This is a genomic window from Pseudomonas karstica (genome assembly GCF_009707515.1).
Taxonomy (GTDB): domain Bacteria; phylum Pseudomonadota; class Gammaproteobacteria; order Pseudomonadales; family Pseudomonadaceae; genus Aquipseudomonas; species Aquipseudomonas karstica.
The window spans coordinates 1-24,013 of record NZ_WLYI01000047.1 but is presented as its reverse complement, the minus strand read 5'-3'; the positions used below and the strand labels follow the sequence as shown (position 1 = coordinate 24,013).

General features: G+C 60.8%; 22 protein-coding genes. 14 read left to right on the top strand and 8 right to left on the bottom strand.

The genetic code is table 11. The features are described 5' to 3' along the window. Positions 1-34: 34 nt before the first annotated feature. The 4 genes from mnmH to GIR22_RS24140 all read right to left on the bottom strand — a co-directional run bounded on the left by mnmH (position 35) and on the right by GIR22_RS24140 (position 3,287). Complete coding sequence (gene mnmH / locus GIR22_RS24155; protein WP_154745790.1) at positions 35-1,132, bottom strand: tRNA 2-selenouridine(34) synthase MnmH; 1,098 nt, start codon at positions 1,130-1,132, stop codon at positions 35-37. Next, positions 1,132-2,166 carry a selenide, water dikinase SelD gene (gene selD, locus GIR22_RS24150; protein ID WP_154745789.1) on the bottom strand — a complete coding sequence of 345 codons (1,035 nt, stop codon included), beginning with the start codon at positions 2,164-2,166 and terminating at the stop codon, positions 1,132-1,134. The genes mnmH and selD overlap by 1 nt, the downstream gene beginning before the upstream one ends. A 94-nt stretch (positions 2,167-2,260) precedes the next feature. Further along, positions 2,261-3,007, bottom strand: a complete 747-nt coding sequence (locus GIR22_RS24145; protein WP_154745788.1) for a TerC family protein — start codon at positions 3,005-3,007, stop codon at positions 2,261-2,263. Between the two features lie 28 nt (positions 3,008-3,035). Next, positions 3,036-3,287, bottom strand: coding sequence for a hypothetical protein (locus GIR22_RS24140; RefSeq protein ID WP_154745787.1), 252 nt, complete (start codon positions 3,285-3,287; stop codon positions 3,036-3,038). Between the two features lie 147 nt (positions 3,288-3,434). Between GIR22_RS24140 and nhaR the strand changes: the two genes are divergently transcribed. Beyond that, entirely contained in the window at positions 3,435-4,340 is a 906-nt protein-coding gene (gene nhaR / locus GIR22_RS24135; protein WP_154745786.1) for a transcriptional activator NhaR, read from the top strand. Between the two features lie 4 nt (positions 4,341-4,344). Here nhaR and GIR22_RS24130 read toward each other — a convergent pair whose 3' ends face one another. Then, a complete protein-coding gene (locus tag GIR22_RS24130; RefSeq protein WP_154745785.1) occupies positions 4,345-5,499 on the bottom strand; it encodes an MFS transporter in 1,155 nt (384 codons plus the stop codon). Positions 5,500-5,801: 302 nt separating this feature from the next. Here GIR22_RS24130 and sstT point away from each other — a divergent pair, with 302 nt between their 5' ends. Beyond that, on the top strand, positions 5,802-7,022 hold the full coding sequence (gene sstT / locus GIR22_RS24125) for a serine/threonine transporter SstT (protein WP_154745784.1): 1,221 nt from the start codon (positions 5,802-5,804) through the stop codon (positions 7,020-7,022). A 124-nt stretch (positions 7,023-7,146) separates the two neighbouring features. On the opposite strand, the gene GIR22_RS24120 is transcribed toward sstT, so the two are convergent. Next, positions 7,147-7,902, bottom strand: a complete 756-nt coding sequence (locus tag GIR22_RS24120; protein WP_154745783.1) for a TetR/AcrR family transcriptional regulator — start codon at positions 7,900-7,902, stop codon at positions 7,147-7,149. Between the two features lie 346 nt (positions 7,903-8,248). On the opposite strand from GIR22_RS24120, the gene GIR22_RS24115 reads away from it, so the two are divergent. Genes GIR22_RS24115 through GIR22_RS24100 form a run of 4 tightly spaced genes read left to right on the top strand, consistent with a single transcriptional unit; the run spans position 8,249 to position 12,893 of the window. Next, positions 8,249-8,956, top strand: coding sequence for an ABC transporter ATP-binding protein (locus GIR22_RS24115; protein WP_154745782.1), 708 nt, complete (start codon positions 8,249-8,251; stop codon positions 8,954-8,956). Then, the gene (locus GIR22_RS24110) at positions 8,953-10,152 is read left to right on the top strand and encodes an ABC transporter permease (protein WP_154745781.1); all 1,200 of its coding nucleotides are present in this window, start codon (positions 8,953-8,955) and stop codon (positions 10,150-10,152) included. Before GIR22_RS24115 ends, GIR22_RS24110 begins: the two co-directional genes overlap by 4 nt. Next, positions 10,145-11,626, top strand: a complete 1,482-nt coding sequence (locus tag GIR22_RS24105) for a TolC family protein (protein ID WP_154745780.1) — start codon at positions 10,145-10,147, stop codon at positions 11,624-11,626. Before GIR22_RS24110 ends, GIR22_RS24105 begins: the two co-directional genes overlap by 8 nt. After that, the gene (locus GIR22_RS24100; protein WP_154745779.1) at positions 11,616-12,893 is read left to right on the top strand and encodes an efflux RND transporter periplasmic adaptor subunit; all 1,278 of its coding nucleotides are present in this window, start codon (positions 11,616-11,618) and stop codon (positions 12,891-12,893) included. The genes GIR22_RS24105 and GIR22_RS24100 overlap by 11 nt, the downstream gene beginning before the upstream one ends. A 109-nt stretch (positions 12,894-13,002) precedes the next feature. Here the strand turns inward: GIR22_RS24100 and GIR22_RS24095 are convergent, their stop codons facing one another. Next, positions 13,003-14,421 carry an FAD/NAD(P)-binding protein gene (locus tag GIR22_RS24095; protein WP_154745778.1) on the bottom strand — a complete coding sequence of 473 codons (1,419 nt, stop codon included), beginning with the start codon at positions 14,419-14,421 and terminating at the stop codon, positions 13,003-13,005. Positions 14,422-14,501: 80 nt separating this feature from the next. Further along, entirely contained in the window at positions 14,502-15,065 is a 564-nt protein-coding gene (locus GIR22_RS24090; protein WP_178122448.1) for a helix-turn-helix domain-containing protein, read from the bottom strand. Positions 15,066-15,156: 91 nt separating this feature from the next. Here GIR22_RS24090 and GIR22_RS24085 point away from each other — a divergent pair, with 91 nt between their 5' ends. The 8 genes from GIR22_RS24085 to GIR22_RS24050 all read left to right on the top strand — a co-directional run. Further along, a complete protein-coding gene (locus tag GIR22_RS24085; protein ID WP_154745776.1) occupies positions 15,157-16,086 on the top strand; it encodes a DMT family transporter in 930 nt (309 codons plus the stop codon). Between the two features lie 165 nt (positions 16,087-16,251). Then, entirely contained in the window at positions 16,252-19,176 is a 2,925-nt protein-coding gene (locus GIR22_RS24080; RefSeq protein ID WP_154745775.1) for a monovalent cation/H+ antiporter subunit A, read from the top strand. Beyond that, complete coding sequence (locus tag GIR22_RS24075; protein ID WP_003192163.1) at positions 19,176-19,520, top strand: Na+/H+ antiporter subunit C; 345 nt, start codon at positions 19,176-19,178, stop codon at positions 19,518-19,520. The genes GIR22_RS24080 and GIR22_RS24075 overlap by 1 nt, the downstream gene beginning before the upstream one ends. After that, positions 19,517-21,199, top strand: coding sequence for a monovalent cation/H+ antiporter subunit D (locus GIR22_RS24070; RefSeq protein WP_154745774.1), 1,683 nt, complete (start codon positions 19,517-19,519; stop codon positions 21,197-21,199). Before GIR22_RS24075 ends, GIR22_RS24070 begins: the two co-directional genes overlap by 4 nt. Next, a complete protein-coding gene (locus tag GIR22_RS24065; RefSeq protein WP_154745773.1) occupies positions 21,196-21,684 on the top strand; it encodes a Na+/H+ antiporter subunit E in 489 nt (162 codons plus the stop codon). The genes GIR22_RS24070 and GIR22_RS24065 overlap by 4 nt, the downstream gene beginning before the upstream one ends. After that, a complete protein-coding gene (locus tag GIR22_RS24060; protein WP_154745772.1) occupies positions 21,681-21,959 on the top strand; it encodes a K+/H+ antiporter subunit F in 279 nt (92 codons plus the stop codon). Before GIR22_RS24065 ends, GIR22_RS24060 begins: the two co-directional genes overlap by 4 nt. Continuing rightward, complete coding sequence (locus GIR22_RS24055; protein ID WP_154745771.1) at positions 21,956-22,324, top strand: Na+/H+ antiporter subunit G; 369 nt, start codon at positions 21,956-21,958, stop codon at positions 22,322-22,324. The genes GIR22_RS24060 and GIR22_RS24055 overlap by 4 nt, the downstream gene beginning before the upstream one ends. A gap of 277 nt (positions 22,325-22,601) precedes the next feature. After that, a partial coding sequence (locus GIR22_RS24050) for a DUF6531 domain-containing protein (RefSeq protein WP_246208482.1) occupies positions 22,602-24,013 on the top strand: 1,412 nt, incomplete at its 3' end.

Below are 24,013 nucleotides of genomic sequence, written 5' to 3'. Positions count from 1 at the left end.
GCAACGCGTGGGAACGCTCAACACCCATTTCGCCCTACCGGGCCGCTCGCTCGCGCAAATACTCCACCACCGCACCCTGCTTGCCGGAAAACTCGATCCGTGCGCCTTTGCTTTCCCGCTGGAAGGCGTACATCGGGTCGTAATACTCGCGCAATAGCCCCTCGATCCAGCCCCGATGCAAATCCACCGAGCCGCTACGGACCTGTTCCGCCAACGCGTCCTGCATGATCGTTTGCAGGCGTTGAAAACGTTCGCCCCCCAGGCGCTTGTGAATATTGCTCAAGCTTTGGGTCAAGCGCTCAGCAAACACCCCCTGGCCGGCCTCGCCAAATACGCCAACGAACTCAGCACAGAGGTCCACCACATAATCGCGCAGGATTCGTTCGACCCGACCTTCGAGGCTATCTTCCAACCACACCATGGGAAATACCTGCATCCCCTTATGCAACGCCAACGGCAACGCGCAACTACCAATCATGCGGCTTTCGTCTTCAACCACGAACTGCTCGACACCAACCGCACGCTTTTTCAGCAAGTCCACAGCCAAGCGGTTCTCGAAGTCGATGTTGGACGGCTGCCCGGTGGCACGCTTGCCGAAACTGGAACCGCGGTGGTTGGCATGGCCTTCCAGGTCCAGGGCGTTGCCCAGTTGGGCCAGCACTTCTGTCTTGCCGGTGCCAGTCATGCCTCCCAGCAAGACAAAGTCGCACTGGGTGGAGGCCTGCTCGACGGTATCCAGCAGGAAGGTACGCATGGCCTTGTAGCCTCCACCGACCCGTGGATAGTCGATGCCGGCCTCGGTGTTCAACCATTGCTGGACAATCTGCGAGCGCAGTCCGCCGCGAAAACAGTACAGGCAACCCTCGGGATTGGCCTGGGCGAACCGGGCCCAATGCTCGATGCGTCCGGCCTTGACCGCCCCGGACACCAACTCGTGCCCCAGGACAATCGCCGCCTGCTGCCCTTGCTGCTTATAGCAAGTGCCCACACGCTGACGCTCGTCATCGGTCATCAGCGGCAGGTTGATCGCCCCTGGAAATGCCCCCTTGACGAACTCCACTGGCGCACGGGTATCCATCATCGGCCGGTCGTTGAGAAAAATGTCGCGGTAATCGGTGATGTCGATGGGCATCAGAACACCTCTACCGCGTTGGTCTGTCGCTCAACCAGTTCGCCGATAGGTTCAAGCGTCAGCCCTAGTTCGGCGGCCACGGCCAGGAACTCGGCACTCCCTTCGGGCGTAACCGCAACCAGCAGGCCGCCGCTGGTTTGCGGGTCGCACAGCACGCGTTTGTGCAGTTCATTTACCCGCCCAAGCTTGCTGGCGTAGCTGTCGAAGTTGCGCAAGGTGCCACCCGGCACACAGCCCTGGTCCAGGTAATACTCGACCCCAGGGAGACGTGGGACTTTTTCGTATTCGATGCGGGCGGTCAAACCGCTGCCGTCAGCCATTTCCACCAGATGGCCCAACAGGCCGAAACCGGTGACATCGGTCATCGCCGTAACGCCGGACAATTTGCCGAATCGGCTGCCAGGCTTATTGAGGGTGCACATCCAGTCCCGCGCCAGGCCGACGTCGGCTTCGCGCAACTTGCCCTTCTTTTCCGCCGTGGTGAGGATACCGATGCCCAAGGGTTTGGTCAGGTATAGCTGGCAACCGGCGGTGGCAGTGTCGTTGCGTTTCATATGGCGCTTTTCCACCAGGCCGGTGACCGCTAGGCCGAAGATGGGCTCCGGGGCGTCAATGGAGTGACCGCCAGCCAGGGGGATGCCCGCCGCGTCACACACCGCACGACCGCCACGAATCACCTCACGGGCAATCTCCGGCGCCAACACATTGACCGGCCAGCCAAGTATGGCAATGGCCATCAAGGGGTCGCCACCCATGGCGTAGATATCGCTTATGGCGTTGGTAGCGGCAATGCGGCCGAAGTCAAAGGGGTCATCGACTATCGGCATGAAGAAGTCGGTGGTGGAGACCACGCCACGTTCTTCGTCGATGGCATAGACCGCCGCATCATCGCGCGAGGCGTTGCCCACCCAGAGGTTGGGGTCGAGGTTCTGGGCACCACTGCCGGCGAGGATCACTTCCAGCACCTGGGGGGAAATCTTGCAACCACAACCCGCACCGTGGCTGTACTGGGTCAGACGAATCGGCTCGTTCATGGGGGTACCTCAAGGTATCAAGTCGGCGGATTCTATCAGACAGCAAAAGGCCGGCTGCGCCCGAATCAGCGCAGCCGGCCTCTGTTTTCAGCCCTTAATGTTTTGCGGCAAGCCTTTTATGCCGGGACCGACGCGCCATGTTCAGGCACTCGATCACCGCCGAGAACGCCATGGCCGCATATACATAGCCTTTTGGCACGTGGGCGCCAAAGCCTTCGGCGATCAGGGTCATGCCGATCATGATGAGGAAGCCCAGGGCCAGCATTACCACAGTCGGGTTGTTGTTGATGAACTTGGCCAGCGGCTCGGCTGCCACCAACATCACGATCACCGAGACCACCACGGCAATGATCATGATCGGCAAGTGCTCGGTCATGCCCACGGCGGTGATGATGCTGTCGATGGAAAACACCAGGTCCAGCATCAGGATCTGGCCAATGGCCGTGGCAAAGCCCAGGGACACACCTGGCGTACTGCTTTGCGCCTGCTCAGGCTCCGGGTCCATGCTGTGATGGATCTCGGTAGTCGCCTTCCACACCAGGAACAGGCCACCGGCGATCAGGATCATGTCCTTCCAGGAGAACGCCTGCCCCAGGATCTCGATGACCGGCGCGGTCAACTGCACGATAAAGGCGATGGTACTCAACAGGCCCAACCGCAGGATCAACGCCATGCTGATGCCGATGCGCCGGGCCTTGGCCCGATGCTGCACCGGCAGCTTGTTGGTGAGGATCGAGATAAAGATCAGGTTATCGATCCCCAGCACGATCTCCATGACGATCAAGGTGGCCAGTGCGACCCAGGCGGTCGGGCTGGCGGCCAGTTGTAAAAGGTAATCCATAAGTCAGTCCTGACGTGATGTGCTGGAATTAGGTCTCTTGCGAGGTGGGCTCAGGTTTCTGTTCTTCCTGCTGCTCTTTGTCCTTCGGCGCGATCAAGCCTTGGGTCGCGTCACTCAAGGCCTGCTCGGCGGCCTTGTGGGTATCGTCAATCGCTTGCTTGGCCGAATCGCTGGCTTTGCCCAACAATTGTTGCGCACTTTTTTCGGCCTGGTCACAGCCGCTGAGCATGACTAATGAAAGCGCAAGCAGCGACGCTGTGCCCAGAGAATTGAGTTTCATGATGCGTTCCTCGTTAGAACTATTGAGTCCAAGCATTGGGCCCACGATAGCGACGCATTCTATGGAAGTGAACACTTCAGGAAAATTCGTATTTTTTTCGCTTATACTTCGATTTACACGAAGTAACATCTTCTTATTGAGGCATCCATGCTCAACTACCGTCAATTGCATTATTTCTGGGTGGTCGCCAAAACCGGCAGCATTGTGCGCGCCTGCAAGCAATTGAACCTCACGCCACAGACTATCAGTGGGCAAATCAGCCTGCTCGAGCAAACCTTCGGCGTGGCATTGTTTCAACGGGTAGGCCGGCAGTTGGAACTGACCGAGGCGGGACGGCAAGCGTTGCCCTATGCTGAACAGATGTTCCAGACGGGCAATGAGCTGGAGGCGATGCTGCGGGCCCAGCCCAATGAACAGCAGATCCTGTTTCGGGTCGGGGTGGCGGATGTGGTACCCAAGTCCATCGTTTACCGACTGATCGCGCCGACCATGGAGCTCAGCGAACCGATCCGCATCACCTGCCGCGAAGATAAGCTAGATCGTCTGCTGGCGGACCTGGCGATCCAGCGCCTGGACCTGGTGATCTCCGACAGCCCGATGCCCACGCACCTGGACATCAAGGGCTACAGCCAGAAACTCGGGGAATGCGGTATCAGCTTCTTCGCAACCCGGGCCTTGGCCGACCAACATGCCGGCGTTTTCCCACAGTGCCTGCAGGGCGCTCCGCTGTTGATCCCGGGGGTAGAAACGGTAGTGCGCAGCCGGCTGTTGCGCTGGTTTGCCGAACAACAGATCCAACCACGGATTATCGGCGAGTTCGACGACAGTGCCTTGATGCAGGCTTTCGGCCAATCCGGCAGTGGCATTTTTATCGGCCCCAGCGTGATCGCCGATGAAGTCGAACGCCAGTACGGCGTGGTACTGATCGGCCAGACTGACGCGGTGACCGAATCTTTTTATGCCATTTCAGTAGAGCGCAAGGTCAAGCACCCCGGCATCGTGGCAATTACCGAGGGCGCTCGACGGGAGCTGTTTACCGCACTCCCCGACTGATTACTCAGACGCAGACTTCGCGGGTCTTGAGTGTCATCAGCCACAATGCCAACAACATCGACAGCAAGATAAAACCGGCGGCGGCGAATCCGAGACTGCCCAGGCCCAGGGTGTCGATCACCCGTCCGCCGACCATCGCGCCCAGGCCAATGCCCAGGTTGGCCCCGGCGATGTTCAGCGACGCGGCAAAGGCCGGTGCATGAGGCGCGACTTTCATCAGGCGCACATGGCTGACCAGAAACAGCGCCGCCTGGGTCACGCCCCAGATACCCATTGCTGCCGCAAGGCCGAGGGTGGAGTGAATAGCCGGCACCAGCGCCACCATCCCAGTGATCATGAAGCCACAGAACACCATCGAGGCGATCAGCGGATGACGATCGACCATGCGCCCACCCAAGGAATTACCGATCAGGCCTACCGCGCCAAAGCCCATCAGGCACCAGCCCACCAACGTGCCATCAAAACCTGCGAGGCGTTCAAGGATGTCTGCCAGGTAGGTATAAGCGGTGAACATGCCGCTAAATACCAGGATCGACAATACAATATGGCCCTGCATCAACGGGCTGCGCAGGATCTTGAACTGCGAGCGCAGGGTCACCTGTTCTTTCTTCACCCGGGTAGCCGGCAAGTACACAAACAGCAGCAAGGCCTTGGCCAACGCCACGACGGCGAGAATACCGAAGGCGGTGCGCCAGCCGAACATGTCGGAAATCAAGGTACCCACCGGAATGCCGAACACCGTCGCACAGACAATACCGAAGCCGATCTTGGCGATGGCCCGGCCAGCGTAGTCCGGGCCGACAATGTCCACCGCCGTTTCACTGGCCAAAGCCCAGAATACCGGCAACCCCAGGGACGGGATCAGCCGCGCCAACGACATCACCCAGATATTCGGCGCCAACGCCGCCAGGGTATTGGCTGCGCCGAACATCACCAGAATGCTGATAAACAGCCGTTTGCGTTCAAACCGGGCGAAGTAGGCCGTGAGGAACGGACCGAAAGCGGCCACTGTGAAGGCGAACAATGTCACCAACAGGCCAGCCTGGGAAACACTGACGTCCAGGTCGCGGGCGATGGAAGGCAGTAGGCCAACAATGATGAACTCAGTGGTCAGCACAGTAAAACCGGCTGCCGACAGCAGCAGGATGGGCAACAACATGAATAACTCCAGAAACGACGACGCCAACGACAACCCGAGGGCTCGCTGACTGAGAAAAATATGAGGATGCCCGATCTTAACAGAATGTGTCGGGCCATGGGCAGGCCGAGTGTGTAACACCCTGATCGGACGCCGCGCTTATCCGGGACATTTCCTGCAACATGTTAAACTTTTCAACCCGGACTCTGAACATCCGGTTACCGTTCGGCCTTACCTTGCCGCTTTACCCTCCGGCAACCTGTCCGCGGCCTTATTTGTATGTATCGCTGCATCCATTAGAAAAAGACAGAGACAACTCTATTATGACTGCGACCCCTTCTCTATTCAGACGACTCTTGGGCATCAGCCTGGTCACGCAAATCGTGATCGGCCTGATTGCCGGCATCCTGCTGGCCTTGCTGCTGCCCGGCGTGGCCCAGTCCACTGGTTTTATCGGCAAGGTATTCGTGTCGGCGCTCAAGGCCGTCGCGCCGATCCTGGTGTTTGTGCTGGTCATGGCGTCTATTGCCAATCACAAACACGGCCAGGAGACCCATATCCGGCCGATCCTGTTCCTGTATTTACTGGGTACCTTTTCCGCCGCAGTCGTCGCAGTAGTTGCCAGCACACTGTTTCCATCATCCCTGGTACTGGTTTCCCACGAAGTGGCCGTGAGCGCCCCAGGTGGCATCGGCGAAGTATTGCAAAGCCTATTGCTCAGCGTGGTGGACAACCCAATCAGTGCGCTGATGAACGCCAACTTCATCGGCATCCTGGCCTGGGCCATCGGCATGGGTATCGCGATCCGCCATGCTGCGCCGACAACCCGCGCTGCGCTGGAGGACCTGTCCAACGGCATCACGCTGATCGTGCGCATGGTGATTCGTTTTGCACCGCTGGGGATCTTTGGCCTGGTGGCCTCCACCCTGGCCACCTCCGGCTTCGGCGCCTTACTGGGCTACGCCCACCTGCTGATGGTGCTGATCGGCTGCATGCTGTTCGTGGCACTGGTGGTCAACCCGGCCATCGTGTTCTGGAAGTTGCGCCGCAACCCGTATCCGCTGGTGCTGATGTGCCTGCGCGAAAGCGGCATCACGGCGTTCTTTACCCGTAGTTCGGCGGCCAATATTCCGGTCAACCTGGCATTGAGCAAACGCCTGGGCCTGCACGAAGACACTTACTCGGTGTCGATCCCCCTGGGGGCGACCATCAATATGGCCGGCGCCGCCATTACCATTACCGTATTGACCATGGCGGCCGTGCACACCTTGGGCATCGCAGTGGACGTTCCTACCGCCGTGCTGCTCAGCGTCGTGGCGGCGGTCTGTGCCTGCGGGGCGTCAGGCGTTGCTGGCGGTTCCCTGCTGTTGATTCCCCTGGCGTGCAGCCTGTTCGGCATTCCCAGTGAAATCGCCATGCAGGTGGTGGCCGTAGGCTTCATCATCGGCGTGTTGCAAGACTCGGCGGAAACCGCCCTCAACTCCTCCACCGATGTGTTGTTCACCGCCGCTGCCTGTCTGAGCAAGGAAGAACAGCTGGCGTAAACCGTCCGCAGGCAAAAGCCGGGGGGTTCTTGAATGAACCGACCCGGTTTTTTTTGCCTGTGTATTTTACGTGGGTTTGAATAAAGGAAAGTGAATTGCCGGCTCATTGCAAGCCAGCCTGGGGTCAGAGCGCTACCTTGCCAGGCCTTGCGGCTGGCGCCTGCTCGCGGATCGCCCGCTGGGTATCCAATACCCGCGCCAGGGCCACTTCAGCCTCGGGGCTCTGTTGCGGCACACGAATCGCGGCAGAGACCAAGGTAATCAATTTGGCCATGACCTCAGCGTCGGTGGCCGGGCGACCCAGGCTCATGGAGTTCATCAACAAGCGCAACTCCGTACCGGCCATCACCCCGGAGATCGCCTTGAGGGCAAACTGCAGGCGCACTCCCAGTTCATTGCGCGGCAAGTCCGGCAGTGCCAGGGCGAACGCTTCGAAGAAACGCTGGAACACCGGCTGGTAATGCACCTTGAGGTATTCCTGGATAAACGGTGAGGTGTCGCTGTAGACCCGCCCCAGGAAACGAATGAACGAGCGCCCCTCGCCACTGGCCGGATCGGCACGTTCCATGCCCATGGCCGGCGCGAACAGCACGCCGAGCAAGGTGTCGCAGTCCAGCGGGCCGCCTGACTCGGCCTCGCACCGCGCGAGCAGTTCCAGACGCTGCTCGTTGAGCGGCTCCAGGCGCTGCATCAGCAAGGTCTTCATCAGGGAATCTTTGTCCCCGAAGTGGTAGTTCACCGCAGCGAGATTGACCTGGGCCCTCTCGGTAATCTGCCGCAACAAAACAGCGTCATAGCCGTATTTGATGAAAAGAGCCTCTGTCGCATCCAGCAGTCGAGTCTTGGTAACGTTTGGAGCGCTGAGTTTCTTCGCGGCCATAGGGTTTCCATGTCGGAAATACGTTTTAAAAATAAATTTGATTTTTTATACCGGGGGCGCCGATCGAAAGCAAGTAGTGACGCTACGCCATACCATCGCAAGCTCCCGGCTACCGGCGTGCCAGCGGCAAAACAGGGCCGCTTTCAACCCTGGTGGGGCTGCGGGTACACGGGGTAAAACCGCTCTATCTCTACGGCTGGCGAAGTGGGGTGATCAAGGTTACTATTCAAACAATATTTTAAAAACAAGAAATAAAAACAGTCCGTGACGTGTCCCAAAGCGCTCCTGAACTTGTTACAAGGGTTTTCGGGAGTATGCCGCAACCGTCGAGACTGCAGGCGTAGTCATGATGACAGATACCCCCACGCTCCCAGGCTTCATTTCCCTGCAAGGCATTGGCAAAAGCTATCAGTTGGCCGGGCAGCACCTGGCCATTCTCAATGACGTCTGCCTGTCCATCACCCAGGGTGACAGCTGCAGCATCCTTGGTGCTTCCGGCTCCGGCAAGAGCACCCTGCTCAATATCCTCGGCCTGCTGGACCTGCCTGACTGCGGCCAGTATCACTTCGCTGGCCATGACATTTTCAACGCCAGCCCCGATCAACTGGCGGCAATCCGCAACCAACAGATCGGCTTTGTGTTCCAAAGCTTCAACCTGCTATCGCGCCTCAGTGCCCTGGACAATGTTGCCCTGCCCTTGAGCTATCGCGGCATCTCCCGCCATGAATCGGTGGAGCAGGCGCTGCGCATGCTCGAGCAGGTGGGCCTGGGCGAACGCGCCCAGCATCGCCCGGCCGATCTTTCCGGCGGCCAGCGCCAGCGGGTGGCGATTGCCAGGGCACTGGTGGGTAAACCTTCGGTGATCCTTGCCGACGAACCCACCGGCAACCTCGACAGCACCACCGCCCAGGACATCATGGACCTGCTGCTGGCCCTCAACCGCGAACAGCAAGTCACGCTGATTATCGTCACCCACGACCCACACATTGCCGAGCGCCTGAATCGCAAGATCCTGGTGCGCAATGGTGTGGTGCAAGAGGTTGGGCATCTATGAGACTACGGGTCGAACAGAGCCTGAGCCAACTGCTGCATGAAGCCGTTGTCAGCCTGCGGACCTTAGGCAAGCGTTCGATCCTGGCCCTGCTGGGGATCGTCATCGGCAGCTCCTCAGTGGTGGCGCTGATCAATATCGGCCACAACGCCGCCGAAGACGCGGCGGCGATTTTCAAGGACATGGGCACCGACACCCTGGTGGCGCAGTTCCCGCCACGGGGCAGCAGTAGCGTGCCCATGCGCGCCAGCCTGGACCTGGAGGCCGTGCGCAAAGCCGTGCCGGGCATTGCGCATATTGGCGCGACGTCGCAATTCAGCGGGTCGGTGATATTCCATGGTCGCACGTTCGGTGCCGGGATCATCGGCAGTACCCCGGACCTGAAGGACGCCATGCGCCTGTCGCTGCGTGAAGGGCGTTTCCTGTCGCCGTTTGATGGCGGCGAAATCTACGCGGTGATCGGCGACCAGGTGGCCCAGGCCCTCAGCCTCCCAGGCGACCCGCTGCAACTGGGTGACCGGGTGCGGATCAACGACTACCTATTCCAGATCATTGGCATTCTGCACAACCAGCCCCGATCCATGCTGGTTCCGGTACAAGCCAATGAGTCGATGTTCATCCCCGCCCAGGGCATGCGCCGCATCTACCCTACGCCGCAAATCAGCAACGTCATCATCCGCGCTACCCCGGGCCTGGACATGGAACGTATCGCCCGAGACGCCACTGCCGCGTTGCAAGCCCAACTCACCGACCACGACGTGGATATCCAGGTACCCCAGCAAATGATTGACGGCATGACCCGGCAAAGCCGCACCTTCGCCTACCTGTTGCTGGCCCTCGGGGCTATTACCCTGGTGGGCGGCGGCGTCGGGGTGATGAATGTGATGCTGATGAACGTCTCGCAGCGGCGTCGGGAAATCGGCATTCGCATGGCCCTGGGCGCTCGCCAGCGAGACATTCGCAATCTGTTTCTGCTGGAGGCGGTCACTCTCACTGCTGTCGGGGCCTTATGTGGCGCGGTGCTGGGCATGAGCGCCGCGTATCTATATGCCTGGTTGTCCGGCTGGGAATTTTCCTTGGCCGTCGCCGCCTTGCCCCTCGGGGTGGGCAGCACATTGTTGGTGGGATTGTTTTTCGGCATCTACCCGGCGGTTTCAGCGTCGCGGTTGCAGCCGGTGGAGGCGTTGCGTGATGAATAAACGCCTGCTACTGGTCATTGCCCTGGCCAGCGCGCCCAGCTTGGCCGCCGATGTGCTGATCAACCCCTCGGCCCCGAGCACCACCCGCAGCGGCTATAACCACAGTGTTTCCCTCAGCACCCAGACCACCACCTTGACCCTGGGCGACGCGGTGTACCTGGGGTTGCGCAATAACCCGGCAATTCGCAGCGTTTACCTGCAACGCGTCGCGCAGAAATTCGACCTGCGGGTTGCCGAAGACATCTTCAACCCCAAGCTGGCGCTCAACGGTAATTACCGCGCCAATCGCGGTTCGGCCGACAACGCGCGTAACTCCAACCTGGCCCCGGCCGCCACCTTGCTCAGTGAATACGGCACCCGGCTGAGCATGTCCTGGACCCAACAGTTGAACAACGCCAACCGTGCCGGCCGCTATCGCAGCGACGGCCTGGACCTGGCAATCATCCAGCCGTTGATGCGCGGTGCCGGCTGGGACGCCACCACCGCGCCGTTGCGCCTGTCGCGGTTGTCGGAGCAGGCCAACCGGCTGAACCTCAAGGCTACTGTGGCGCAAACCATCAGTCAGGTCATCGCCACCTACCGCGAGCTGCTGCGAGCCCAGGAGCAACTGAGTATCGTCCAGGACGCGCTCAAGCGTTCCAATACGCTGCTTGAGGTCAACAAAGCGCTGATCGCCGCCGGACGCATGGCCGAGTTCGAGATCGTGCAAACCGAAGCCGACATCGCCACCCAGCAACTGGGCGTGGAAGAAGCACAGAACCAACTGGACACCAGCCGCCTGGCCCTGCTGCGCCTGCTGGCCCTGGACCTGTCTACACCAATTCGTGCCACCGAAGCCCTGGAAGCCACGCCCATGAACATCGACAAACGCCAGGCCTTCAACCTCGCCCAGAACCAGCAACCGGAATACCTGGCCACCCTGCTCGGCAGCCAGCAAGCCGACCTCAACCTGGTGATCGCCAAAGACTCCGGACGCTGGCAGGTGGACTTGGTCGCCGGGGGTAATCAGTATCGGGATGCCTACAGCAACGACAGCGGCAATACCCACGACCGGCGCTGGGACAGTTACGCCGGCATTCAGGTGCAGATTCCCATCGGGGATATCAGCACCCGCCAGGCCGAGGTGCACGCCCGGGTCGATGTGGAAAACCAGCAGATCGTCATCGCCGATGCCAGGCAGCAATTGGAGCGCAACGTCAATGATGTGGTGCGCGACTTGGGCACTCGCTGGCGCCAGTATGAAATCTCGCAGCGGGCGGTCGAACTGTCCAGGCGCAAGATCGAAATTGAACGAGAAAAACTCAGCGCAGGGCGCTCCACCAACTTCCAGGTGCTGAGTTTCGAAACCGACCTGCGCAACGCTGAAAATGCACGGCTCAATGCACTGATTGCCTATTTGAACGCCCAGACGCAACTCGATTTAACCCTGGGCATGACGTTGGAAAGTTGGGAAATCACCCTCAATGACTACTAATAAAAAACGCCTGTTGGGTGCAGTGTTGATCGTGCTGTTGGCGGGCGCAGGGATTGCGCTCGTCAGCTATCGCAGCCCCGCCGCCGACCCGCCCGCCACAGTTGAACAGTGGCAGGCGGTGAAGGTTGATCCGCTGGTGCACCAGATAGGCCTGGTGGGCAAGATCGAGCCCGACACCACCATCACCCTCATCGCGCCCTTCGACGGCAACGTCCAGGCCAACCTGGTGGAACAGGGCCAGCAGGTGGACGCAGGCCAGGTGCTGTTGCGCATGGACCCGGCCACCCTCGAAGTGCAACTGCGCGACGCGCTTTCCGCCCAGCTCAAGGCCCGGCGCACGGTGCAGGAAATGCAGGACTGGGACAGCGGGCAACTGGTCAGCCGTGCCAAGCGTAGCCTGCGTACCGCGCAAATGAGCGCCGCCAACACTCAACGCAAATTGGCCGAAAGCGAAAACCTGTTCCAGCGCGGCATCATCCCTCGCAATGAACTGGACGACCTCAAGCAACAGGCCCAGCAACAACAACTGGACCTGGCGGCTGCCCGCAGCGAACTGCAACAGGCGATGGACCAAGGCCAGGGTGAATACCGGCAGATTGCCGATATGGAGCTGACCAATGCCACAGTGAAATATGAAGCCTTGCACACGCTGCTCGAAGGCAAGGAGGTCAAGGCACCGTTCTCCGGCATCGTGGTGCCGGCGCCTGGCAGCAGCGCTTCACCTCTGGGGGGCGCCGCCAACAGCGCGCCGGTCCAGGCCGGCAGCAAGGTCAACCAGGGCCAAGTGCTGTTCGGGCTGGCCAATATCGAACGTTTGAAAATCGTCGCCAAGGTATCGGAGCTGGACATCAACCAGTTGCACCAGGGCCAGGCGGTGGAAGTCATGGGCGATGGTTTCGACGGTGAGCGGCTGACCGGTTCCGTCAGCGTAGTCAGCGGCCTGGCGATGGCCAGCGATAGTCAGGGCAGCGCGCAATTTCCGGTTACCCTGTCCATTCCCAAGCTGACCGCGCAGCAACTGCAACGGGTACGCCTGGGCATGAGCGCCCGATTGACCATCGTCACCTACAACAATGACCAGGCGATCATCGTACCGGCCCAGGCAATCACCCGCGGGGAAAGCGGGATGTCGGTGGAGTACCGGGCGGCCATGGACAAACCGGTGGAACGGATGAGCGTGACCACCGGACAATCCACCGCACAAGGCGTGGAGGTGTTCGGGCTCAGGCCGGGGTTTGTCAAAGTGCCCCAGCCAAACGACCTGTAGCCGCTGGCGCAGCCTGCGATCGGCTGCGCAGCAGTCGCCAGGGTGTTGAAACCGCTGCAGGTCCTGCGGCCCTTTATCGCAGCCTTGTACCTCGGCAATGATTACAAGGTTACATCGCCAGCCGCGCCGCCAAGGCCTTGGCCTGGCTTGCCACATCCGTCACCGCCGTGCTTTCCCACCACATGCCCCGCAGCGGTGGGCCCATGGCGAACAGGCGCTGGCTGACGTGACCGTCAACGTCCAATACGGCGCCAGACACATGCGCCGCAATCCCCAGCGCCAAAGGCCCAGGCTGAATCAAGCCACGGGCCAGCAATTGCCGGGGCAATGGCCGATCCACTCGGCGCCAGTCGTATTCGATGCCACTGGAGTTGATCAGCGCAGCCCCCGTCACGAGAGTGGTTTGCTGCTCGCCACGGCGACGCAGGAGAATCCTCACTTCACCTGATGCAGACGACTCCACCCCCTTGAACGAAGCCGCGTGGATACGCAGTCGCCCTTCTCCATGCAAACGCGCCACCAGCTCGGCGCTCAAGGGCGGCGAGCGATGGTGGTGGCTTTCCCACCAAGGCCGGACGTGACGCACAAACTGACGCTTTTCGCGCTCACTGGCCTGGCTCCATAAGCGCCCAATATGGGCCCGCACCGTGTCCAACGGTGCTTGCCAATCGACATCCTGATCCAGGGCGGCATGGCATTGGCGGCGTACCTCACGCACTAACTGGCGAGGGCTGCACAGGGCGTGATCTTCAGCCAGGAAGTCCGCCCAACCCGGCGGCTGCCGGCGCACATGGGGTAGCAGGCCGTGACGGGAAAAAATCTCGATGGGGCCGCGGTGCCCGGCCTGTTCCAGGGACACCACGGCATCGACCATGGTCAGCCCGGAACCGATGATCAGCACGGTCGACTGCGAGTCCAGCTGGGTCATCGCCTCGACATCCCATGGATCAACCGTGGCGGCGTTGAGGCCGCTGGAGGTGGTCTGCGGCGTACGCGTCGCCGGAAACATCCCGGTGGCCAGCACTGCAAAGGCGCCACGCAATTGCTGGCCGTTGTCCAGGGTCAGCCGTGTCGAGCACTCATCGACCTGCAGGTCGATCACTTCGGCACGAATGTGTTCTATGGTGGAGTGTGAATGCGCCTGGGCCTCGGCCAATCGCTGTTGCGCGTACAGGCCAAAAATCCCTCGGGGCGGGAACAGTTCGCTGACGGGCACGTGCTGTTGATCCGATTCCGGCCAACCACCTGCGGCGATGTACTCGGTCAGCCACTGGGTCAAGTCGTCGGCATTATCCGGATCGACACTCATGCGCGCGGCATTGCCGTTCAAGGTATGGCCCAGCTCCACGGCACTGTAGGCCTCGCCCCGTCCCAGCTCACTGCGCGGCTCGATCACCAGGATCTGCCGCTCTCCAGGCTGGCGTAGCAACTGCGCAGCCAGCATCGTGCCGCTCAGGCCACCGCCAACAATCAGCACATCGGCATGGCGGATGACGCTCGCTGCCTGTGCGCTTCGGGTTTCGCTCATGAAAATGCGCCTTTACTGTCTGCCTTGGTAGATGTCATGACAATCGCCTCGCGCCAACAACTCGACGGCGCTATCAACCGTCAGATAACCACGTTTCGTACAAACCTCACCGCAACGTCACTGTCATTGCGATAGATATGGGGTTGGTGGCTGGCGAACATGAAGAATTCACCGGCATCAATCTGCCGTGCTTCGTCCGCCAGCACCAGGGTCAGGCAGCCCTCGAACACAAACAGTTGCACGCTCCAGCCTTCCAGGTCGGGGTCCGGGCAATAGTGATCGCCGGGTTCCAAGCGCCATTCCCACAGTTCGACTTCACGCCGGGCGGTGGCCTTGGCCAGCAACACGGCTTTGCTGCCGATGATTTCTCCGGCCCAGGCCAGCTCGTTGATGCGGCTATGGTCGCGTGCGTCCGGTGCCTGGATCAGGTCGCTGAAGACCACGTCCAGCGCTTCGGCGACACGATCGAGCGTGCTCAGGCTGACGTTCTTTTCACCCGCTTCGATGGCCACCAGCATCCGCCGGCTGACCCCGGACTTTTCCGACAATGCGCTCTGGCTCAGTTCGGCGGCATGACGCAAGCGACGAACGTTTTGGCTGACGTGTTGCAGGACCGAGGCCCGTTGCGGATTTTCTTTGTGCACTATATTGCTCACAGGGTGGGGTTGCGCAGTATACTGCCCAGCTACGACGCATTGTGCGTTCCGAGCCCTTCCCGTGCAAGACCGAGCCGCCATGACCAGCCAGACCCCCACCCCGCGTTTAGCCCGTTTCAGCAAAGCCGAGTGCGTGCTGGTGGTGATTACCATGATCTGGGGTGGCACCTTTTTGCTGGTGCAACACGCCATGACGGTGAGCGGGCCGATGTTTTTTGTTGGCCTGCGTTTTGCCGCTGCCACCTTGATCGTCGGCCTGTTCTCATTTCGCACCTTACGTGACTTGACCCTGTTCGAACTGAGGGCCGGGTGCTTTATCGGCGTGACGATCATGTTTGGTTATGGTTTGCAAACCATTGGCCTGCAGACGATCCTCAGCAGTCAGTCGGCGTTTATCACCGCGTTGTATGTACCCTTCGTACCGCTGTTGCAGTGGCTGGTGCTGGGCCGGCGGCCGGGATTGATGCCGAGCATTGGCATCATGCTGGCATTCGCCGGGCTGATGCTGTTGACCGGCCCGGCCGGCGCCTCGCTGAATTTCAGCCCCGGTGAGATCGCCACCCTGATTGGCGCCATTGCGATTGCCGCCGAGATCATTCTGATCAGTGCTTATGCAGGACTTGTGGATGTGCGCCGGGTCACCGTGGTGCAACTGGCTACCGCTTCCGTGCTGTCGTTCCTGATGGTAGTGCCCATGGGCGAGGCGCTGCCGGGGTTTTCCTGGCTGCTACTGTTCACTGCCGTAGGCCTGGGGCTGACCAGCGCGGTGATCCAGGTGGCGATGAACTGGGCACAGAAGAGCGTTTCGCCAACCCGCGCGACTTTGATCTATGCTGGCGAACCGGTGTGGGCCGGCGTGGTCGGGCGGATCGCCGGCGAACGCTTTCCACCGATTGCCATGCTGGGAGCGGCGTTGATTGTGGTGGCGGTGATTGTCAGTGAGATGAAGAGGGGCCGCCCGAAAGCTGTCGATTCTGAAAGTGGGATCGGGCAGGAAAACCAAGGTTGATGTATTAAGCTGCAAGAAAGGCGCGCCCACTTTTGCTTGTGGCTTGAAGCTTGAAGCTTGAAGCTTGAAACTACTCCCCTTGTAGGATCCTGCCACAGGTTGCCGTTTGGTGATCCAGAATCCGGCACGTATGATGCATCCCAAACTCCCGCAGATTAGAAGCCTATGTCCCTGATAGTTCTACTGCTTCTGCCTTTTATCGGCAGCTGTCTGGCGGCCTTGCTGCCGCACAACGCACGTAACGCTGAATCCCTGCTGGCCGGTCTTGTCGCCTTGGTCGGTACCGTACAAGTCGCTTTGCTCTACCCTCAGATCGCCCACGGTGGGGTGATTCGCGAAGAGTTCCTCTGGCTACCCAGCCTGGGCCTGGACTTCGTGCTGCGCATGGACGGTTTCGCCTGGTTGTTCTCGATGCTCGTGCTGGGTATCGGCACCCTGGTGTCGCTGTACGCCCGGTATTACATGTCTCCGGAAGACCCGGTACCGCGTTTCTTCGCGTTTTTCCTGGCGTTCATGGGCGCAATGCTCGGCCTGGTGATCTCCGGCAACCTGATCCAGATCGTGTTCTTCTGGGAACTGACCAGCCTGTTCTCGTTCCTGTTGATCGGCTATTGGCACCACCGTGCCGATGCGCGGCGTGGCGCCTATATGGCGCTGATGGTGACTGGCGCAGGCGGCTTGTGCTTGCTGGCCGGGGTCATACTGCTGGGGCATATCGTCGGCAGCTATGACCTGGACCAGGTGCTCGCGGCCGGTGACCAGATCCGCGCCCATTCCCTGTACCCGGCCATGCTGGCGCTGGTGCTGATTGGCGCCCTGAGCAAAAGCGCGCAATTCCCCTTCCACTTCTGGCTGCCCCACGCCATGGCCGCACCGACACCGGTTTCGGCCTACCTGCATTCGGCCACGATGGTGAAGGCCGGCGTGTTCCTGCTGGCCCGCCTGTGGCCGTCGCTGTCGGGCAGCGAAGAGTGGTTCTGGATCGTCGGCGGTGCCGGCGCCCTGACCCTTCTACTCGGCGCCTATTGCGCCATGTTCCAGAATGACCTCAAGGGCCTCCTGGCCTACTCCACCATCAGCCACCTCGGCCTGATCACCTTGCTGCTTGGCCTCAACAGCCCGCTGGCCGCCGTCGCCGCCGTATTCCATATTCTCAACCACGCCACCTTCAAGGCTTCGCTGTTCATGGCGGCCGGGATCATCGACCACGAAAGCGGCACCCGCGACATCCGCAAGCTCAGTGGCTTGTTCAAGCTGATTCCGTTTACCGCGACCCTGGCCATGGTGGCCAGTGCGTCCATGGCCGGCGTGCCGTTGCTCAATGGCTTCCTCTCCAAGGAAATGTTCTTCGCCGAAACGGTGTTTATCTCTGCCACTGCCTGGTTGGAAATCACCCTGCCCGTGATCGCAACCATCGCCGGTACGTTCAGCGTCGCCTACGCCCTGCGCTTTACCGTGGACGTGTTCTTCGGTCCAACCGCCACCAACCTGCCCCACACGCCCCACGAGCCGCCTCGCTGGATGCGTGCACCGGTGGAACTGCTGGTGTTCACCTGCCTGCTGGTGGGGATTTTTCCGGCCCAGATGGTCGGTTCGATCCTCGCGGCCGCCGCGCTGCCCGTGGTGGGCGGCGTCTTGCCCGAGTACAGCCTGGCCATCTGGCACGGCTGGAACGCACCGATGATCATGAGCCTGGTGGCCATGTCCGGCGGTGTGGTGCTGTACCTGCTGCTGCGCAAACAGCTCAAGTTGGGCCGCTTCAAATATCCGCCGATCATCAGCTACTTCAACGGCAAACGCGGTTTCGAACGCGCGCTGGTGGTGATGATGCGTGGGGTGCGCAAGATCGAGAAACACATCAGCACCAAGCGCCTGCAGACCCAATTGTTCCTGCTAGTGCTGGCCGCAGTGATCGCCGGAGTGATCCCGATGCTGCACAGTGGCATCGGCTGGGGCGACCGGCCGAAGATCCCTGGCTCCATCGTCTTCGTCACCCTGTGGCTGCTTGCGATTGCCTGTGCCCTGGGCGCCGCCTGGCAAGCCAAGTATCACCGGCTGGCGGCCCTGACCATGGTCAGTGTCTGCGGCTTGATGACCTGCGTCACCTTTGTCTGGTTCTCCGCACCGGACCTGGCCCTGACCCAGTTAGTGGTGGAAGTGGTCACCACCGTGCTGATCCTGCTGGGCCTGCGCTGGCTGCCACGGCGGATCGAAGAAGTCTCGCCACTGCCCGGCGCCCTGCGCAAGGCACGCATCCGCCGCCTGCGGGACTTGCTGCTGTCCACCGTGGTGGGTGGGGGCATGGCGCTGCTGTCCTACGCCATGCTGACGCGCCAGACACCCAACGATATTTCCTCGTTCTACTTGAGCCGTGCCCTGCCCGAAGGCGGCGGCAGCAATGTGGTGAATGTGATGCTGGTGGACTTCCGGGGCTTCGACACCCTGGGGGAAATCACCGTGCTGGGCGCCGTGGCGTTGACCGTCTATGCCCTGCTACGGCGCTTCCGCCCCTCGAAAGAAAGCATGCAACTGCCCGCGCAGCAACGCCAACTGGCGCCAGACGTAGCCACCGACCTGATCAACCCGCGTCAGGCCAGCGACACCGCCCTGGGCTTCATGATGGTACCGGCGGTGCTGGTGCGCCTGCTGTTGCCGATTGCCCTGGTGGTCTCCTTCTATCTGTTCATGCGCGGCCACAACCAACCGGGCGGCGGCTTTGTCGCCGGCCTGGTGATGTCGGTGGCGTTTATCCTGCAATACATGGTCGCCGGCACCCAGTGGGTCGAGGCGCAAATGAGCCTGCGGCCAATGCGCTGGATGGGCTTCGGCTTGCTGTCAGCGACGCTGACCGGGCTCGGCGCGCTGTTCGTGGGGTATCCATTCCTCACCACCCACACGTTGCACGTTACCCTGCCGCTGCTGGGCGATATCCATATCGCCAGCGCTCTGTTCTTCGATGTCGGCGTGTATGCCATGGTGGTCGGTTCGACCCTGCTGATGCTCACCGCCCTGGGTCACCAATCGGTGCGGGCCCATAAACCCAGCAATCAGGCGAAAGCCGCTGCCACGCCTAAAGGAGCTGCCGCCTGATGGAAGAAGTCATCGCAATTGCCATTGGGGTCCTGGCGGCCTCCGGGGTCTGGTTGATCCTGCGGCCACGGACGTTCCAGGTGGTGATGGGCCTATGCCTGTTGTCCTACGGGGTCAACCTGTTCATTTTCAGCATGGGCAGCCTGTTTATCGGCAAGGAACCGATCATCAAGGATGGCGTACCGCAAGACCTGCTCAACTACACCGACCCTCTGCCCCAAGCCCTGGTGCTGACGGCGATTGTGATCAGCTTCGCCATGACCGCGCTGTTCCTTGTCGTGCTGCTGGCGTCCCGGGGCCTGACCGGCACTGACCATGTGGACGGTCGGGAGCCTAAGGAATGAGCTGGATGAATCAACTGATCATCGCGCCGATCCTACTGCCGCTGCTGACCGCCGCGATGATGCTGATGCTTGGGGAAAAACACCGGCCACTCAAGGCCCGGATCAACCTGTTCTCCAGCATGGTCGGCCTGGGTGTGGCGGTGCTGTTGTTGTATTGGACCCAGAAAGGCGGCCCCGGCTCCATCGGCGTGTACTTGCCGGGCAACTGGCAGGTACCGTTCGGCATCGTGCTGGTGGTGGATCAACTGTCGGCACTGATGCTGGTGCTCACCGGGATCATTGGTGTCAGCGCCCTGTTGTTCGCCATGGCTCGCTGGGACCGCGCGGGCACCAGTTTCCACGCGCTGTTCCAGATCCAATTGATGGGGCTTTACGGCGCATTCCTCACCGCCGACCTGTTCAACCTGTTCGTGTTTTTCGAGGTTCTGCTGGCGGCGTCCTACGGTCTGATGCTTCATGGCTCCGGCCGGGCGCGGGTGTCGGCGGGGCTGCATTACATCTCGATCAACCTGTTGGCCTCGTCGTTGTTCCTGATTGGCGCGGCGCTGATCTATGGTGTCACCGGCACCCTGAACTTCGCCGACCTGGCACTGAAAATCCCCCTGGTGCCGGAAGCTGATCGCGGCCTGCTGCATGCCGGCGCGGCCATTCTCGCCGTCGCCTTCCTGGCCAAGGCCGGGATGTGGCCACTGAACTTCTGGCTGGCGCCCGCCTACTCCTCAGCCAGCGCACCCGTGGCAGCGATGTTCGCGATCATGACCAAAGTCGGCGTATACACCGTGCTGCGCCTGTGGAGCCTGCTGTTCTCGGGTCAAGCCGGCGCCTCGGCGTACTTTGGTGGCGACTGGCTGATCTATGGCGGCATGGCGACGATCATCTGCGCCGCCCTGGCGATGATCGCCGCGCAACGCCTGGAACGCATGGCCAGCCTGAGCATCCTGGTTTCCGCCGGAATCCTGCTGTCGGCGGTTGGTTTTGCCCAACCAAGCCTGATCGCCGGGGCGCTGTTCTATCTGGTCAGCTCGACACTGGCGTTGAGCGCGTTGTTCCTGTTGGCGGAGCTGATCGAACGCTCGCGCTCGGCCAACGATGCCCCGCTGGAAGAAGAAATCGAGTCGTTGCCACCGGCCATGGAGTCGCTGCATCCGCCACCCGGCACCAACCTCGACGATGAGCAAAAGGCCGTGGTCGGCCAGGTAATCCCCTGGACTGTGGCGTTCCTCGGCCTGAGTTTTATTGCCTGCGCCCTGCTGATTATCGGCATGCCGCCGTTGTCGGGTTTTATCGGCAAGCTCAGCCTGCTGAGTGCGCTGGTCAATCCACTCGGCCTGGGCAACGCTGTTGAGGAGCCGATCCGCCCGGCCGCCTGGGGCCTTGTAGCGCTGTTGATACTCTCTGGCCTGGCCTCGCTGATCGCCTTCGCCCGCCTTGGTATCCAGCGCTTCTGGACCCCGGAAGAACGCCCGTCACCGCTGCTGCGCCGTTTCGAGTGCGTACCCATTTTCTTCCTGTTGGGCCTGAGTATCGCCCTGACCTTCAAGGCAGAAGCACTGATGCGCTACACCCAGGACACCGCCACCAGCCTGAACAACCCCGAGCACTACGTGATGGCCGTCATGGCCACCCGCCCGGTACCGAGTCCGCAAGCCAAGGCCTCAACCGCGCAGGTGCAGCCATGAAACGCCTGTTCCCTGCCCCGTGGCTGTCCCTGGCGCTGTGGCTACTGTGGCTGCTACTGAACCTATCCATAAGCCCCGGCAACCTGCTGCTCGGTGCAATCCTCGGCTTCGCCGCACCACTGATGATGGCGCCACTGCGCCCGCTGCCGATTCGCATCCGCCGCCCCGGTGTGATCATCCGCTTGTTCTTCCTGGTAGGCCGCGACGTCATCGTGTCCAACCTGCACGTGGCCTGGGGTGTCCTGACCTGCGGCTCACGCCCTCCACGCTCGCGCTTTATCAAAATTCCCCTGGACCTGCGCGACGCCAACGGCCTGGCCGTGCTGTCGATGATCACCAGCGTGACCCCCGGCACCGTCTGGTCGGAACTGGCCCTGGACCGCAGTATCCTGCTGCTGCACGTGTTCGATCTGGATGACGACGCGCAGTTTATCGAGCACTTCAAACACGCCTACGAACGGCCCCTGATGGAGATCTTCGAATGAGCGCCCTGCTCTCCAATGCGATCCTGTTCAGCCTGTTCCTGTTTTCCCTGGCCATGGTGCTGACCCTCGCGCGCCTGTTCAAAGGCCCATCGGCCCAGGATCGGGTACTGGCCCTGGACTACCTGTACATCCTGGCGATGCTGATGATGCTGGTGCTGGGCATTCGGTATGCCAGTGACACGTATTTTGAAGCTGCGCTGCTGATTGCGTTGTTTGGCTTTGTGGGCTCGTTTGCCCTGGCGAAATTCCTGCTGCGTGGGGAGGTGATCGAATGATCAATATGGGCGTATTGCCGCTTTGGGTAGAAGTAATCGTCGCAGTTTTTCTGGTGCTGAGCAGCGTGTTTGCGTTGATTGGGGCGATTGGGTTGTTGCGAATGAAGGACTTCTTCCAGCGTATGCACCCGCCGGCGTTGGCCTCGACGTTGGGTGCCTGGTGTGTGGCGCTGGCCTCGATTATCTACTTTTCGGTGCTTAAGTCCGGGCCGGTGTTGCATGGGTGGTTGATTCCGATTCTGCTGTCGATCACCGTGCCGGTGACCACCTTGTTGCTGGCAAGGACGGCGTTGTTTCGCAAGCGTATGGCCGGGGATGATGTGCCGGCGGAGGTGAGTAGTCGCCGAGTCGAAAAAGACAGCTAACTGATCGCTCCCATCCAGAGGCTGGAATATTGACCTGATCCAACTGCGCTAAAGAGAACGCCGCTATTTGGGTATTTATGAGCCTCCCCAAAATACCTTTTGCCGAAACCTCCTACCCGTCCGCCAGATAACCTCTACTCCCCGCCCTTAAAAACCTCTGCAAAGTCTCTCGCCTGATCACACAGCGCGAGGGACCGCCGATGTTTTTGCCTACTCATGCCCTGTTTCATGGGGCTGCCTCTTGAGTCCCGCTATTGGTTTTATGGTCCTGGCGGCCATGGACGCCAAGACCCGTGACGTCGAGTCGGTTCTTGGCGATTTCCGCCAATGCCTTAATACCTACGACAGTTGGGCCGAGAGCTTCTGGAGTTTTTCGGCGCTGGACCTCGAGCAGGTGTTCAAGGTCGGCGATGAGGTGGCGCTGGTAGCGCCCGTCACCCGCTCGCTCTATCCAAGCAGCACCGTCGCGATGTGCAAGGCCAACGGTTCGTTGACCCTGGTGCATATGTTCCAGAGCGCGCGCTTTGTGCCCATCGGCAACACGCCGGTGATGCTGCAAAAAGTCTCTGAAGACGGCAGCCCGCTCGGCGAGCCTATCCATAAAACCATCGGCCCCAGCGGCATTCTTGAAGTCACTGAATGCACCCGCGACCAGCAGTATCGGGTGAGCTTTTACCCCAACGTTTCCAAAGAACAGGTCAAGGCGCTGTATGCCTCCTACCAGTCGGTGATCGAGCCGTTGGAAGGTTGGTTACGCGGTGAATGGGCTGACACGTTCGAGCCGTTGTGGAAGCACTACAGCGAGGCCAACTTTCTCAAGCGTTACATCACGCTGCATCAGGCCTATGCGCAAGGGTTTGAAAAGGCTTTGCATGCCCTCTGGGACAGCATTTCGCAGCTGTATGAGTGGCTGGCGGACCTGAAACCCAACAGCGAAAAGCTGCTGCAATACCTTTCCCAAGCCGAGCTGGATGAACTGCTGGCACTGAGCAGCGAGGCGATTGCCACCGGCCTGCTGGTGCTCAGTGATGAGCCGCTGCTGTTTGTTTATCTGTCGGCGATGGTCAGCTGGATGCGCATGCTACCGCCGCCCTACATGAATGAGTTGCTCGGGCAAATCAGCGCCGAAGTGCTGATCAACCTGCTGCTGGCGTGGGTTACCGGCGGCATGGGCGTGGCAGTACGCCTGAGCACCCAGGTGCTGGGCAGGGTCAAGTCCGGCCGTGCGCGGCAGTGGCTGGAGCAGATCGCCAAGCACTTGGGTGGGGCTCGGTTGGAACAGCATGCCGAGAAGGTTAAGCCGTTGTTGCTCAGTAGTTCGGCGACGCCGATCAAGGTGGTGCCGAGTGTGCCGCTGAGGGCCGGAGAGGTTGATGTTTCGAACCCGGTGCCGTTGGTGCGGGCGAACAATAAGCCCAGGACGACGCTGGTCAAGCAGAAAGAGTCTGTCGACGATGTGCCGGCCTCGTCGAAAAACCCCAAGGGTGATGCGAGCGCCAGCGCCGATAAAACGGTGACTAACGGCTGTCCGGTATCGATGGTCACCGGGGAAGAACTGCTGACCCTCACCGATGGCGAGCTGGACGGGTTTTTACCCTTTGCCTGGACGCGGCTGTACCGCACCAGCGCCGTGGAAGTCGATTGCGGGTTGGGGTTGGGTTGGAGCCATGGGTTGGCCCATCGCTTGTC